This is a genomic window from Streptomyces sp. NPDC059371, assembly GCF_042751995.1.
Lineage (GTDB): Bacteria > Actinomycetota > Actinomycetes > Streptomycetales > Streptomycetaceae > Streptomyces.
The window spans coordinates 26,156-39,751 of the sequence record NZ_JBHYXD010000005.1 but is presented as its reverse complement, the minus strand read 5'-3'; the positions used below and the strand labels follow the sequence as shown (position 1 = coordinate 39,751).

General features: G+C 70.9%; 9 protein-coding genes and 4 tRNA genes. 6 read left to right on the top strand and 7 right to left on the bottom strand.

What is annotated here, in order from left to right; all coding sequences use genetic code 11:
• Positions 1–29: 29 nt before the first annotated feature.
• From ACFXGX_RS04685 to ACFXGX_RS04660, 6 genes are all read right to left on the bottom strand, one after another.
• On the bottom strand, positions 30–398 hold the full coding sequence (locus tag ACFXGX_RS04685; RefSeq protein WP_384784647.1) for a hypothetical protein: 369 nt from the start codon (positions 396–398) through the stop codon (positions 30–32).
• Between the two features lie 155 nt (positions 399–553).
• Positions 554–630, bottom strand: a tRNA-Phe gene (locus tag ACFXGX_RS04680).
• Between the two features lie 24 nt (positions 631–654).
• A tRNA-Asp gene (locus ACFXGX_RS04675) sits at positions 655–729 on the bottom strand.
• A gap of 46 nt (positions 730–775) precedes the next feature.
• Positions 776–848, bottom strand: a tRNA-Glu gene (locus ACFXGX_RS04670).
• Between the two features lie 201 nt (positions 849–1,049).
• Positions 1,050–2,582 carry a metallophosphoesterase gene (locus ACFXGX_RS04665; RefSeq protein WP_384784645.1) on the bottom strand — a complete coding sequence of 511 codons (1,533 nt, stop codon included), beginning with the start codon at positions 2,580–2,582 and terminating at the stop codon, positions 1,050–1,052.
• A gap of 143 nt (positions 2,583–2,725) precedes the next feature.
• Entirely contained in the window at positions 2,726–3,076 is a 351-nt protein-coding gene (locus tag ACFXGX_RS04660; RefSeq protein ID WP_382782861.1) for a metallopeptidase family protein, read from the bottom strand.
• Positions 3,077–3,239: 163 nt separating this feature from the next.
• Here ACFXGX_RS04660 and ACFXGX_RS04655 point away from each other — a divergent pair, with 163 nt between their 5' ends.
• The 6 genes from ACFXGX_RS04655 (at position 3,240) to ACFXGX_RS04630 (ending at position 12,759) form a co-directional block, all read left to right on the top strand.
• Positions 3,240–4,490 carry a serine hydrolase domain-containing protein gene (locus tag ACFXGX_RS04655; RefSeq protein ID WP_384784643.1) on the top strand — a complete coding sequence of 417 codons (1,251 nt, stop codon included), beginning with the start codon at positions 3,240–3,242 and terminating at the stop codon, positions 4,488–4,490.
• Between the two features lie 194 nt (positions 4,491–4,684).
• Positions 4,685–5,206 carry a hypothetical protein gene (locus tag ACFXGX_RS04650; RefSeq protein ID WP_384784641.1) on the top strand — a complete coding sequence of 174 codons (522 nt, stop codon included), beginning with the start codon at positions 4,685–4,687 and terminating at the stop codon, positions 5,204–5,206.
• 386 nt (positions 5,207–5,592) lie between these two features.
• Positions 5,593–7,635 (top strand): DEAD/DEAH box helicase, encoded by a 2,043-nt coding sequence (locus tag ACFXGX_RS04645; protein ID WP_384784639.1) that lies wholly within the window; start codon positions 5,593–5,595, stop codon positions 7,633–7,635.
• A 216-nt stretch (positions 7,636–7,851) separates the two neighbouring features.
• The gene (locus ACFXGX_RS04640) at positions 7,852–10,971 is read left to right on the top strand and encodes an FG-GAP repeat domain-containing protein (RefSeq protein WP_384784637.1); all 3,120 of its coding nucleotides are present in this window, start codon (positions 7,852–7,854) and stop codon (positions 10,969–10,971) included.
• A 58-nt stretch (positions 10,972–11,029) separates the two neighbouring features.
• The gene (locus ACFXGX_RS04635) at positions 11,030–12,565 is read left to right on the top strand and encodes an amino acid permease (protein WP_384784635.1); all 1,536 of its coding nucleotides are present in this window, start codon (positions 11,030–11,032) and stop codon (positions 12,563–12,565) included.
• A gap of 121 nt (positions 12,566–12,686) precedes the next feature.
• Positions 12,687–12,759, top strand: a tRNA-Lys gene (locus tag ACFXGX_RS04630).
• A 58-nt stretch (positions 12,760–12,817) separates the two neighbouring features.
• Here ACFXGX_RS04630 and ribA read toward each other — a convergent pair.
• Positions 12,818–13,471: a GTP cyclohydrolase II gene (gene ribA, locus ACFXGX_RS04625; protein ID WP_384784633.1), complete on the bottom strand. Its 654-nt coding sequence runs from the start codon at positions 13,469–13,471 to the stop codon at positions 12,818–12,820.
• Between the last annotated feature and the right edge of the window lie 125 nt (positions 13,472–13,596).

The following is a 13,596-nucleotide window of genomic DNA, read 5'->3' as shown; positions in this document are numbered from 1 at the left end:
GCTTTTGCCGCCCGCAGCGGCGGGCGTGGTCAGGGGGCGCGCTGCGGGGGCGGCGCGGGTGCCCCGGCGACGGGCGCGGGGGTCCCGGTGTCGGGCGCGGAGGTCCTGGGGGCGGCGTGCCCGGGCTCGCGCCGCGCTGCCGATCCCAGGGCGATGGACCGGGCGGTGTTGGAGATGGCCTTGATGCCCAGGTAGGCGGTGGTCATGCTGCTCACCGCGGTGAACGCGGCGGTGAGCACGCCGACGATCACGGCCTTGTCGCCGTCGAGGCGCCAGACCCCGATGACCGCGACGCCGGCGATGGCGAGATTGCTCATGACGACCGCGATCAGCCCGTACCGCGCCCGGTCCTTCTCCAGTTCGGTGTCCCGCGCCGCCGCGGTCTCGTCCCGGCTCATGTCATCCCCCCGAAGGAACCCGATCGATCAGCCAGAAGCTAGCGCCGGGCCGGGCGTGGTGCCAAGCGGCTCGCGTTCCTGACGACCCCGAGGTTCACCGCGAGGTTCCGCGAACGACGAAACCCCCTCCGGGTGACCCGGAGGGGGTTTCGTTCTGGTGGCTGGGGCCGGGGTCGAACCGGCGACCTATCGCTTTTCAGGCGATCGCTCGTACCAACTGAGCTACCCAGCCACGAGGCTTCCGGGGAAACCTCAGCGGTCCTGACGGGATTTGAACCCGCGGCCTCCACCTTGACAGGGTGGCGAGCACTCCAAACTGCTCCACAGGACCAAGCTGTTGCGTGCGACGTGTAACCAGTGTCTCACACGGTGTTGCGTACCCCCAACGGGATTCGAACCCGTGCTACCGCCTTGAAAGGGCGGCGTCCTAGGCCGCTAGACGATGAGGGCGAGCCGGTGACGCTCTGCTTCGTCTTCGCGTTCCCGAAGGGACGTGAGAAGCATGTGACGCCGCTTTCCCCCGAAGGGTTCCACTTCTCCTTCGCTTCGACGGAAGCTCCGGACGGTCAGGCCCTGACCGGTGCCCTTGGGCACGAACAGACTGTACTACGTGGCCTGGACGCGGACCAAACCAGATACGGCGGGCCGGGCTCAGGGCCGATTCTCCTCGGGGAGATGGCGGCTGACCTCGGCCGTCGTGAGGCCGAGACCGCCCAGCCTGATCTCGTCCCAGGCCTGGAGCCGGCGGGTGTCCCGGTCCAGGTAGAGGACCGAGGCCTCGATCGGGGCCGGGTAATCGCGCTCGACGGCCCGCAGCCCGCTTCCGCCCGTCGAGCCCTCGACGCGCAGCCGGGTCCCGTACTTCATGACCTCCATCTCCTCGTGGTGCAGATGCCCGGCGAGCACCAGCGGCACCTGTCCGTCCGTCCCGCGGGCCGCGAGCGGTTCGTGGGCGACGGCGATGTCGACCGGGGTGCCCGCGGCGCGCTGGTCGCGCAGGGCCGAGGCCAGGCGGGCGCCCGCGAGGTCCTCCGCCGCGTCACCGCCCGGCGCGACCGCGCGGTCCGGGGTGAACTGGGGGTCGCCGATGCCGGCGAAACGCAGGCCCGCGACCGTGACCGCGCGGCCGTCGTCGAGGACGCGCACGTTCTTCAGGTGTTCGAGGTAGCGCTGTGTCTCGCGCGAGTCGTGGTTGCCGCGGACCCAGACGTACGGGGCGCCCAGGTCGGGGATCGGGTCGAGGAAGCTGTTCTCGGCCGCCGAGCCGTGGTCCATCGTGTCGCCGGAATCGACGATGACGTCGACCGCGTACTGCTTCACGAGCGAGGCGATGATCTTCCAGCTCGCCGGGTTCAGATGGATGTCGGAGACGTGCAGCACCCGGATCGTGGTCGGGTCGGGTTCGTAGACGGGAAGGGTGGACGTGACGTCGTACAGCTTCGTCACGTTCGTCACCAGGCGCGCCAACTCCTTCTGGTAGACGTCGAATTCGCTGACGATGCTGCGGGCGTCGCCGACCAGGGACGGTGCGGAGGCGAGCAGGCCGGAGTACTTCGGCTCCAGGACCGATTCGGGCTTCCAGGTGGCGAAGGCGGTCGCTCCGGAGGCGGCCAGGAGGCAGAGGGCGAGACTTCCGGCGACGAGGGCGCGGCGCGGGCGGCGGTAGACCGCGAGACCGAGGGCGCCGGCGCCGACGACGACGGCTATGCAGGAGCGGACGGCCAGGTCGAGGGTGCCGTGCTCGACGTCCCGTACGACCTCGTCCTGGAGTCCGGCGAGGCGTTCCGGGTGTTCGACGAGGGCCTGGGAGCGTTCGGGGTCGAGCCGGTCGACGTCCACGTCCAGGCGCAGCGGGGCCTCGTGGCTGCGCAGCTCCAGCGCGCCGAGGGGGGAGATGTTGATCTTTGTGCCGCCGGTGAGGGAGGGGCGCAGGGTCATGGTGGTGTTCATGGGGCCGACCGGGACGCGGACGTCGCCCACGACCAGCAGTCCCAGCCAGGCGCCGAGCAGCACCACGCACAGAAGCCCGAGGGCGCGGGTGTACGGGTTTTCCCGGGGGGCGAGTTCGGGCACCGGGCCCTTGCGGCGGCCGGGGCGGCGGCGGGCGAGCGCGTGGAGCGCCCGTCCGGCGCGGTCGGCCGTGCGGCGGACGGCGGCGGTTGCGGCAACGGGGACGCGGGCCATTTGTCCCGTCTGCCCAAGGGATGGAGCGGGTATGCGGGGTTCCGGCACCTCGCGGGAGGGGCGTGCGGGCCGCAGGGCCGGCCCCGGCCGGGTTCGTGCGGGCCGCCGGGCCGGCCCCGGCCGAGTTCGTGCGGGCCGCCGGGTCAGCCCCAGCCGAGTTCGTGCAGGCGGTCGTCGTCGATGCCGAAGTGGTGGGCGATCTCGTGGATCACGGTCACGGCGACCTCGTGCACGACCTCGTCCGTGGTCTCGCACCGGCGCAGTGTGGGGCCCATGTAGATCGAGATGCGGTCGGGGAGCACTCCGGCGTACCACTCGCCGCGGTCGGTGAGCGGGGTGCCCTCGTAGAGGCCCAGCAGTTCGGGATCGTCCGCGGGAGGCTCGTCCTCGACGAACACGGCGACGTTGTCCATGACCCGGGTCAGCTCGGGCGGGATCCGGTCCAGCGCCTGGCTCACGAGCTCTTCGAAGGTTTCGCGCGTCATCTCCAGCACGTGGCCATTGTCGGGGATGGCGCCCCGGTGGCGGTGTACGACGGAGACCCGGAGGGGGCCGGATCCGCGGAGGGGGCGTGGCGTCTGCCCCACATGGGGTGTCTTGTATCATTTTCGGAGTGTTCTGACCAATCGGTCCGGATCGCCCGGTGATAGTGCGGGCATGACACACACCCCTTCCCCGGCGCGTCGGGGCGCCCGTGCCCGGGCCCGTGCGGCCCTCCTCTGCGCCGCGCTGCTCGCCGTCACGGTCCAGACGACCGCCGCCGCGCCGGCGTTCGCGCAGGCGCCCGCCCGCTACGGCGAGAGCGACTGTGTGAGGACCGGGAGACCACTGGGCGGGGAGGCCCGCGAGGTCCTCGCCATCGCCCGGAAGGCCAAGGCGGACCTTCATCTGAAGTCGGTGGAGCTGAAGGTCACCAGCCACGGGCGCGAGGTCCTGACCGAGGCGCTCGGTGAGTCGATGACCGGTGTCCCGGCCGAGCCGGACATGCACTTCCGTGCCGGTTCCGTGGCCTTCTCGTACGTCGGCACGGCCCTGCTGCAGCTCGTCCAGGAGGGCAGGGTCAGCCTGGACGACACCGTGGAGCGCTGGCTGCCCGGCGTGCCCAAGGCGAACCGGATCACCCTGCGGATGCTGGCCAGCAACACCACCGGGCTGCACGACTACGTCACCGACCCGGCCTTCCTGGCCGAGCTGGAGGCGCACCCCTTCCGTCACTGGACCCCGCAGCAGTTGCTCGCGTACCCCTACAGCCACCCGTTCTGGTACGAGCCGGGTACCAACTGGAGCTATTCGCACGCCAATTACCTGCTGCTGATCCAGGCGCTGGAGAAGATCACCGGCACCCGGATCGACACGTTGCTGCGGGAGCGGGTCACGGGTCCGCTGGGTCTCGACAACACCCGGAACAACTTCACCCCCGACATCCCGCGTCCGGTCGTGCACGCCTTCACGTCCGAACGCGGCCTGTACGAGGAGTCCACCTTCTGGAACCCGTCGTGGACCACCGCGCCCGGCGCCGTGATCACCACGCACGTCTGTGACCTGGCCCGTTCGGCGGCCGCCATCGGCAGTGGCGCGCTCATCTCGCGCAGCTCCTACCACACGCTGCTCGACCCGGGGACGGTCGGCCTCGGTCACCCGACCGCCACGTGCCCCGCCACCATCTGTTTGGAGCAGACCCCGGCCAAGCACTTCGGGCTCGGTGTGATCGTGATCAACGGCTGGGTCCTGCAGAACCCGTCGTTCTCGGGTTACGCGGCGATCCAGGCGTATCTCCCGTCCGACGGTCTCGCCATCGCGGTCAACGCGACCAAGACCAAGGACACCCCCGACGGCAACCAGGCCGAGGTGGTCGCCCAGCGCATCGCGGCCGCGCTGGCCCCGCAGGCCCCGCTGGCGATCGACTGACCCGCGGCATCTCCCCGGCCGCGCTCGCCGCGCGGGGAGCGCGGGCTTCACGGGGGCGCCCTCCGGGCCCGGTTGGGCCCGGAGGGCGCGTGTCCTCCCGCGGGCGGCGGGAGTTGGACAGGGAGAACTCCCGTTTCTCCCCACGCTCCCGGCTCCTTCCGAGCGGGGGACACCCCGTTCGGAGGTGGCCGCCCGTGCGCGCCTTGTACGTACCCGTCCGTCTGGTCGCCGCGGTCCTGGCCGTGGCCGCCACCGCCGGCTGCATGAGTGTCGGCGACGACGCGGGGCGGCCGGGGCCCTCCCACTCGGCGGACAGACGGGCCGACGGGGTGCCCGGCGACGGGTCCGCGGCGGTCGGCGGCGGGGTCGGGTCGTACAGCGGGAACAGCGGGAAGGGCGGAAAGGGCGGCAGGCACGGAAAGGCCTCCGCGAAGCCGGGGGAGTCCGCGTCCGGCGACGCGTCGGCGTCCCCGGGCGCGAAGCCGTCCGCGAAGGCGACGGAGAAGGACGGGGCCCCCTCAAAGGCCTCCACGCCGCCCGGGGGCGAGCCGACTCCCACGCGTACGTCGGCGGAGCCGTCGCCCGAGCCACCGCCGGTCTCCCCATCGTCGCCGCCCGACCCCGGAACCCCGGAGCCGTCGTCGTCGGCGCACGAACAGCCGGTGACCCAGCTGATCCAACGGGAACCGGCCCCCGAGGCGGGCTCACCGGTGTAGCCGGCACGGGAGCGGGGCGTCCGCGGATTCCGCCCCGCGGATCCGGCGGCTACCTCCGCGAGGCCGATGTGGCGGGGTTCACGGGCGTTGGAGGCGTGGATGTGGCCTGTTCAACAGCGCCGTCGGCGTGGGGGGGGTAGCGTGGGTGACGCAAGCAGGTGGCTTGAATGCACCCTCACCTGCTCGTATGGGGCTCAGTTTGCCTTCATGGGGGAAGGGTGCGTATGGTAGTAGATCGTTTGATCCCATTTGCCCGGCGCCGCCGCAGAGAGCGCCGCGTGGCGCGTACTCTCCCTTGCCGTGGCCGGACCGCATAGAGGCGGTCGTTTGCGACTTCACGGAGTTTGGGCGCGTGCCGAAGAAACTCCGGAAGGTTCGCATTTCGCATGTCTGTTTCCAGTACTGATCACGTCGTCGTGCCCGAGAACAACGAGAACAACGACGCGGTCGAGGCCACGATCGAGGCGATCGAGGCTGTCGAGACCACCGAGTCCGCCGCCCCCGAGCTCACCTTCTCCGACCTCGGTCTCCCCGAGGGCGTCGTCCGCAAGCTCGCGCAGAACGGCGTGACCTCCCCCTTCCCGATCCAGGCCGCGACCATCCCGGACGCCCTGGCCGGCAAGGACATCCTCGGCCGTGGCCGCACCGGCTCCGGCAAGACCCTCTCCTTCGGTCTGCCGACCCTGGCGCAGCTCGCCGGCGGCCACACCGAGAAGAAGAAGCCGCGCGCCGTCATCCTGACGCCGACCCGTGAGCTGGCCATGCAGGTCGCCGACGCGCTGCAGCCCTACGGCGACGTCCTCGGCCTGAAGATGAAGGTCGTCTGCGGCGGTACGTCGATGGGCAACCAGATCTACGCCCTGGAGCGCGGCGTCGACGTCCTCGTCGCCACCCCGGGCCGTCTGCGCGACATCATCAACCGCGGCGCCTGCTCGCTGGAGAACACCCAGATCGCCGTCCTCGACGAGGCCGACCAGATGTCGGACCTGGGCTTCCTGCCCGAGGTCACCGAGCTGCTCGACCAGATCCCGGCCGGCGGCCAGCGCATGCTGTTCTCCGCCACGATGGAGAACGAGATCTCCACGCTGGTCAAGCGCTACCTGACCAACCCGGTCACGCACGAGGTCGACAGCGCCCAGGGCAACGTCACGACCATGTCGCACCACATCCTCATCGTGAAGCCCAAGGACAAGGCGCCGGTCACCGCCGCGATCGCCTCCCGCAAGGGCCGCACGATCATCTTCGTCCGCACCCAGCTCGGCGCCGACCGCATCGCGGAGCAGCTCCGCGACGCCGGTGTGAAGGCCGACGCCCTGCACGGCGGCATGACCCAGGGCGCCCGGACCCGGACGCTGGCCGACTTCAAGGACGGCTACGTCAACGCGCTCGTCGCCACCGACGTCGCCGCCCGCGGTATCCACGTCGACGGCATCGACCTGGTCCTGAACGTGGACCCGGCCGGCGACCACAAGGACTACCTGCACCGCTCCGGCCGTACCGCTCGCGCGGGCCGCTCCGGCACCGTCGTGTCGCTGTCGCTTCCGCACCAGCGCCGCCAGATCTTCCGCCTGATGGAGGACGCGGGCGTCGACGCCGCGCGTCACATCATCAACTCGGGTACGGCCTTCGAGCCCGAGGTCGCCGACATCACCGGCGCCCGGTCGATGACCGAGGTCCAGGCCCAGTCCGCGGGCGACGCCGCCCAGCAGGCCGAGCGTGAGGTCACGCAGCTCACCAAGGAGCTGGAGCGCGCGCAGCGCCGTGCCGCCGAGCTGCGCGGCGAGGCCGACCGTCTGGTCGCCCGCGCCGCCCGTGAGCGCGGCGAGGACCCGGAGGTGGCGGTCGCCGCCGCCGCCGAGGCCGCCGAGCAGGCCGTCGTCGAGGCCCCGGCCGCCGAGGCCGTCGTCGTCGAGGCGGACGAGCGTCCCGCCTACGAGCCGCGTCAGCGTCGTGACGAGCGTGGCAACTACGAGCGTCGTGACGACAACCGTGGTGGCGGTTTCCGCCGGGACGACAACCGTGGTGGCGGCTTCAACCGCGATGACCGTGGCGGCCGTTCTTCCGAGCGTCGTGACGACAACCGTGGTGGCGGTTTCCGCCGCGATGACAACCGTGGTGGCGGCTTCAACCGCGATGACCGTGGCGGCCGTTCCTTCGAGCGTCGTGACGACAACCGTGGTGGCGGCTTCAACCGTGACGACCGTGGCGGCCGTTCTTTCGAGCGTCGTGACGAGCGTGGCGGCCACCGGGGCAGCGACCGTCCCTTCAACCGTGACCGTCAGGGCGGCGACCGTCCCGCGAGCGGTGGCTTCCGCTCCGGCCACGACCGTCCGGCCGCCCGCCGCGACGACCACCGCACGACGGGTACCGGCACCGGCACCGGTTCGTTCCGCCGCGACGAGAAGCCGCGCTGGAAGCGCAACGGCTGACGCCGAGTAGATCAGTGAAGTGATGTGGCCCCCACCCGATTCGGGTGGGGGCCACATCGTCGTTTCCGGGGGTGCGGGCCGCGGGAAAATGTTGTCCTCCTCCCTCCCGACTCCCAGTAGGATCAGCCGACTTCATGTGGGGGATGCGACGGCCGAGGGCTGGTTCGACGCCGGGGACGGTAGACGCCTCTCCTCACTGTTCCGGGAGGGGATCCCTTGCTTCACCATGCCTTCGTCCGTTCCGCGCGAGCGAGACGGGCCGGTTTCGTCGCGGCCACCGCGACGCTCCTCGCGGGTGGGGTCGTCCCGCTGCTCCCGACATCGGCGTCGGCGGTGGGCGCCGCTCAGGAGACGGTGGTCCCCGCCGCGCTGCGGAGTTCCTACACGACGGCCGCGATCCGCACCACCTCGACGGGCTCCGGCCACGACGGCGCCGGGGCGCAGGGCGTCTTCCACACCCAGGAGGGCCGGGCGGGCCTGCTGTGGACGCGGTACTCCGACGGTGAGTCCTTCCCCGTTCCGCAGCGGACCGGGTTGTCCCCCACGGGCACCGGCAGCGATGTCCTGGCGTACAAGGACACCGACGGCCGGGTGGAGTTCTGGGACGCGACGGACGGCACGTCCCGCGGCATCCAGGTCCCGGCGGGCCTCGGCTATCTCACGGCCTTCGACAACCTGGCCATCGGGTTCCGCAACGAGCCCGCCGCGGACGGGACGAGCACCCGGACCATTCACCTGCTCACGCCCGGGCCCGACGGAAGCACCCGTGACGTGACCGTCGGCGGTGGACCGGCGGGGCTCCAGCTCGCCCAGCCCGCGGGTGCCGACGCCAGGAGCGTCTTCCTGCGGGCGTCGCTGGACGGCGAGATGCGTCTGGTCGCGGTGGACCGGGAGAGCGGCCAGGTGCAGAGCTGGAGCGGTCCGCTTCCCGTCGCGTACAGCAGGGTGCTGATCGCGCCGGACCATGTCGTCGTCTTCGCCTACGACAAGGCCAAGGTCCTGGTGCTGCCCCGGGCGGACCTGTCGGCGGTACCGGCCGAGGTCGTGCTGGCGGGGACCGCCGACGGCGCGAACGCCACCCACGACCTGGCGGTCGTCGGCGACTGGCTGGTCAACGGCGTGAACCAGGTGACCGCGCAGCCGATCTCGGGAGGGCAGGCGGTGACGCTGATGCCGTCCTCGAACTACGGGATCGCGGCCGGCCCCGGCGGCTCCGCCGTGAAGATCGGCCGCACCGGCGCCGACGACTGGGGGATCCGGCGCATCATCTCCGGCCCGGACGGCGCCCCCGTCGTCACGCAGGTCAGGCCGCTGCCCGAGCCGCCCGCCCCCGTCCAGGGGATCTCCCTCGACCAGGGCCGTCTCGTCATCACGGACGACAGCCGGCGCGGACAACGGGACGACTACGTACGGACCGTCGCCGCGACCGGCACCCCCGCCTACGGTGCGCGGTCCGAGTTCACGCCCTACGCGGAGACCGTGTCCATGGCCTCCTGCCCGACGACGGACGTGGCGTGTTCCGAGATCCACGGGACGGCCGACGGCCGGATCGCCTGGCTCGAGCACTCCACGGCGACGAACGACCTGATCCGGGTCAACGGGCCGGGGAGCAACGACCTCTGGGAGAGGAGCGTGCCCGCGGGCGGGCGTATCACCGACGTCTCGGGCCGGTACCTCGTCCACACCGCCGCCGACAAGCAGTACGTGTACGCGCTCGACAACGCCGGAGCCCCGGTGCTCACCCGCGCCCCCGGCGCCGCCGCGCTCTCCGGTGACGTGCTCTGGACGGCGGGTTCCACGCCCGGCTCCCTCACGGCGTACGACCTGACCGCGAAGCGGACGACCGAGACCCTCACCACCGACGCGGGCTGCGTGCCCACCGAACTCCAGGCCCTGGGCCGCTGGATCTACTGGACCTGTGACGGCAGGGCCGGGGTCTGGGACCGTACGGCGAAGAAGTCCGTCGCCGTGCCCGCCGGCGAGGCGAAGCTCGGCGACGGATACGTCGTCACGCACGACAGGGCGGCCGGGAAGCTGACGCTCACGACGGTCGCGGGCGGCAGCGCCGAGAGCCGGGTCATCGGTGATCTGCCCGATACCGGGATCTCGCAGCGGGACGTGCGCTGGACGGTCGACGAGTCCGGCGCCAACGCCGCCTACGTGGACGGCCAGGAGCGCGTGCACCTCGTACCGTCCGGAGTGGCCCAGCAGCCGCTGCGGCTGCTGGCGCCCGCCGAGAACGTGCCGTCCGTCCGGGCCCACACGATCGACACCACTCCGGACACCCTGGCCACCCTGCTGCTGTCGAAGCCGGCCGCGAACTGGACGGTGAGCGCGCGCAACCGCGCCACCGGCAAGACCTACGACGACGGCCGCGACAACGGTCCCGCGCGCGGTGAGGTGAACGTCGGCTGGTTCGGCGACGACCCGGCGCTCCCCGGCGACGCCTTCGCTCCGGACGGCTCCTACGACTGGACCGTGTCCGTCACGCCCGCGGACGGTGTCGGCGCCCCGCTCCAGGTGCGCGGCACGGTCCGGCTGAAGGGCGGCAGCCCGGTGCGCCACGACCACGTCGGGTCCGAGGGGGCCCCGGACGGCACCGGCGATCTGCTGACCCTCAACTCCTCGGGAGGACTGACCTTCCAGCAGGGCGACGGGAAGGGCGGCTTCGCCGGAAAGGTCACGGGCAACGGCTGGGCGGCCAAGACGGTGGCGGTGCCGTTCGGAGATCTGAACGGCGACCGCTGCAACGACGTCCTGGTGCGCATGAGCGACGGGTCCCTGCGCGGCTACAGGCCCGCGTGCGGCACGGCGCCGACCCCCTCGACCTCGTACAAGGCGCTCGGCACCGGCTGGAACGCGTACGACGTCCTGACCTCGCCCGGCGACCTGACCGGTGACGGGCGGCCGGATCTGCTCGCGCGGAAGGCCTCGACCGGCGACATCCACCTGTTCGCGGCGAAGAGCGACGGAACACTGGCCGCGGGCAAGAAGATCCGTACGGCGTGGACGGGATACACGAAGATCGTCGGCGCCGGGGACCTGAACGGTGACGGGATCGGGGACGTGCTCGCGCGGGACAAGGCGGGAACGCTGTACCGCTACAACGGCACCGGGACCGGCCTGTTGAAGGACCGGGTCAAGGTGTTCTCCGCCTGGGGCGCGTCGTACGACGCGATCGTCGGGGCCGGCGACATCACCGGCGACGGGAAGAACGACCTGGTCGAGCGCGACACCTCCGGGAACGTCTACCGCAACGCCGGTACGGGGACGGGTTCGTTCGGCCCGCGCGTGAAGATCGTCGGCGGCTGGCAGGGCTACAAGGGCCTTTTCTAGCCACATTTCCCATCGGCACGGCGCATGTCACGCACTCGGCGAGGGAATCGCTGGGTGCATGACAGATGACGCCAGAGCGACTGGGCTGTCGGACGAAGAGCGGCTCGCCCAGCTCGGCTACACGCAGGTTCTCGCTCGCCGCATGTCGGCTTTCTCCAACTACGCGGTCTCCTTCACGATCATCTCGGTCCTGTCGGGCTGCCTGACGCTGTATCAGTTCGGGATGAACACCGGCGGTCCCGCCGTCATCATCTGGGGCTGGGTCGCGGTCGGACTGATGACGCTGTTCGTCGGGCTCGCGATGGCCGAGATCTGTTCGGCCTATCCGACGTCCGCCGGGCTGTACTTCTGGGCCCACCGGCTCGCCCCGGAACGCAGCAGGGCCGCCTGGGCGTGGTTCACGGGCTGGTTCAACGTCCTCGGCCAGGTCGCGGTGACCGCCGGCATCGACTTCGGCGCGGCGCTGTTCCTCGGCGCCTACCTGAACCTCCAGTTCGACTTCGGGGTGACGCCGGGCCGCACGATCCTCCTGTTCACCGCGATCCTGATCCTGCACGGTCTCCTCAACACCTTCGGCGTGGGGATCGTCGCCCTGCTCAACAGCATCAGCGTGTGGTGGCACGTCGTCGGCGTCGCCGTCATCGTCGGCGCGCTGACCTTCGCGCCGGACCACCACCAGTCGGCGGACTTCGTGTTCACGAAGTTCGTCAACAACACGGGCTGGGGCAGCGGGGTCTACGTCGTCCTCGTCGGACTCCTCATGGCCCAGTACACGTTCACCGGGTACGACGCCTCCGCCCACATGACGGAGGAGACCCACGACGCCTCCACGGCCGGGCCGAAGGGCATCGTGCGCTCCATCTGGACCTCGTGGATCGCCGGATTCGTCCTGCTCCTCGGCTTCACCTTCGCCATCCAGTCCTACGACAAGGAACTGGGCTCGGCGACGGGCGCGCCCCCGGCGCAGATCCTGCTGGACGCGCTCGGCGCGACGGCCGGCAAGCTCCTGCTGCTCGTCGTGATCGGCGCGCAGCTCTTCTGCGGCATGGCGTCCGTGACCGCCAACAGCCGTATGATCTACGCCTTTTCGCGGGACGGTGCGCTGCCGTTCTCCTCGGTGTGGCACACGGTGCATCCGCGCACGCGGACCCCCGTGGCGGCGGTCTGGCTGGCCGCGGGCGGCGCCCTGCTGCTCGGCCTGCCGTACCTGATCAACTACGCGGCCTACGCGGCCGTGACGTCGATCGCGGTGATCGGCCTCTACGTCGCGTACGTCATCCCGACGCTGCTGCGGGTGCGCAAGGGTGACGCCTTCGAGCGCGGGCCCTGGCATCTGGGCCGCTGGTCCCGTCCCGTCGGGATCGTCGCGGTTGTTTGGGTGGCCGTCATCACGGTCCTGTTCATGCTGCCCCAGGTCTCCCCGGTCACCTGGGAGACGTTCAACTACGCCCCGGTCGCCGTGCTCGTCGTCCTGGGCTTCGCCGCGGCCTGGTGGCTGGCCTCGGCCCGTCACTGGTTCCTCAACCCCGGGCATCAGCGCACGATCGCCCGTGAGGCCGCCCGCAAGGGTGCACCCGAACCGGTCGATCCCTGACCTTGTGGGCTTTCGGCGTGGCCGGGTCACCGATACCCGATCGGAGTCCCGGCCGCGTCCCGCTATGCTCGGGGATGCATCGGCGCGGGCCGGTGCGCCGTGTCGGTGTTTTCCGGTGCGGGGACCCTTAGCTCAATTGGCAGAGCAGTGGACTTTTAATCCATTGGTTGTGGGTTCGAGTCCCACAGGGTCTACGGAAAGGCCCCCGGCTCAGAGGTGTCCGAGCCGGGGGCCTGTTTCGTTGTCGGGGTGTCAGCCCGCCGAGAGGCCGGAGAGCCCCGCGTGCTCCGTGAGTTCCGGCAGCGGCAGCGTGTGCTGGGTCTGGAGGACCTTGGCGCGCAGGTAGCGGACGTTGTGGGCGGTGGTGAAGACGCCCGTCGGGACGCGGTGGGAGACCGTGATGCCGAGTTCGCGGAGCTGTTCGGCCTTGTCCGGGTTGTTGGACAGCAGGTCCAGGGAGTCGATGCCGAGGGCCCGGAGCATCTGGGCGGCCGCCGTGTAGTCGCGGTCGTCCTCGGGCAGGCCGAGGGCCGCGTTGGCGGCGTAGGTGTCGAGTCCCTGGTCCTGGAGGGCGTACGCGTCGAGCTTGTTGTAGAGGCCGATGCCGCGGCCTTCCTGACGCAGGTACAGCAGGACGCCGCCGCGGTCCGCGATCTGCTCCACCGCCTCGCGCAACTGGGGTCCGCAGTCGCAGCGGGCCGAGCCGAACACGTCGCCGGTCAGGCATTCGGAGTGCAGCCGTACCAGCGGGTTCGCGCCGGGCTCGCCGAGGACGACGGCCAGGTGTTCCTTGCCGTCGTCGAGGCCGTGGAAGGTCACGAGTTCGGCGTCGACGGAGTAGCCGTCGCCGAAGCGCAGGGGTACGCGGACGCGGGTGCGCACGGTGGCGGTGGGGTGGTCGCGCATGGTGTCTCTCCGTCCGGCGGGTTCGTACGGGCTGTGCTTCAGATTTGAAGCACAGCCCCGGAACGAGACCCTACATCTGCTTAAAACTTCAAGCAACGGGGTTCACGCACCCCTCGGGTCTTCTA

Bases quoted from the DNA above. Each gene is read 5' to 3' on its own strand.
- ACFXGX_RS04685 (WP_384784647.1), bottom strand. From the start codon at position 398: ATGAGCCGGGACGAGACCGCGGCGGCGCGGGACACCGAACTGGAGAAG.
- ACFXGX_RS04665 (WP_384784645.1), bottom strand. From the start codon at position 2,582: ATGGCCCGCGTCCCCGTTGCCGCAACCGCCGCCGTCCGCCGCACGGCC.
- ACFXGX_RS04655 (WP_384784643.1), top strand. From the start codon at position 3,240: ATGACACACACCCCTTCCCCGGCGCGTCGGGGCGCCCGTGCCCGGGCC.
- ACFXGX_RS04645 (WP_384784639.1), top strand. From the start codon at position 5,593: ATGTCTGTTTCCAGTACTGATCACGTCGTCGTGCCCGAGAACAACGAG.
- ACFXGX_RS04635 (WP_384784635.1), top strand. From the start codon at position 11,030: ATGACAGATGACGCCAGAGCGACTGGGCTGTCGGACGAAGAGCGGCTC.
- ribA (WP_384784633.1), bottom strand. From the start codon at position 13,471: ATGCGCGACCACCCCACCGCCACCGTGCGCACCCGCGTCCGCGTACCC.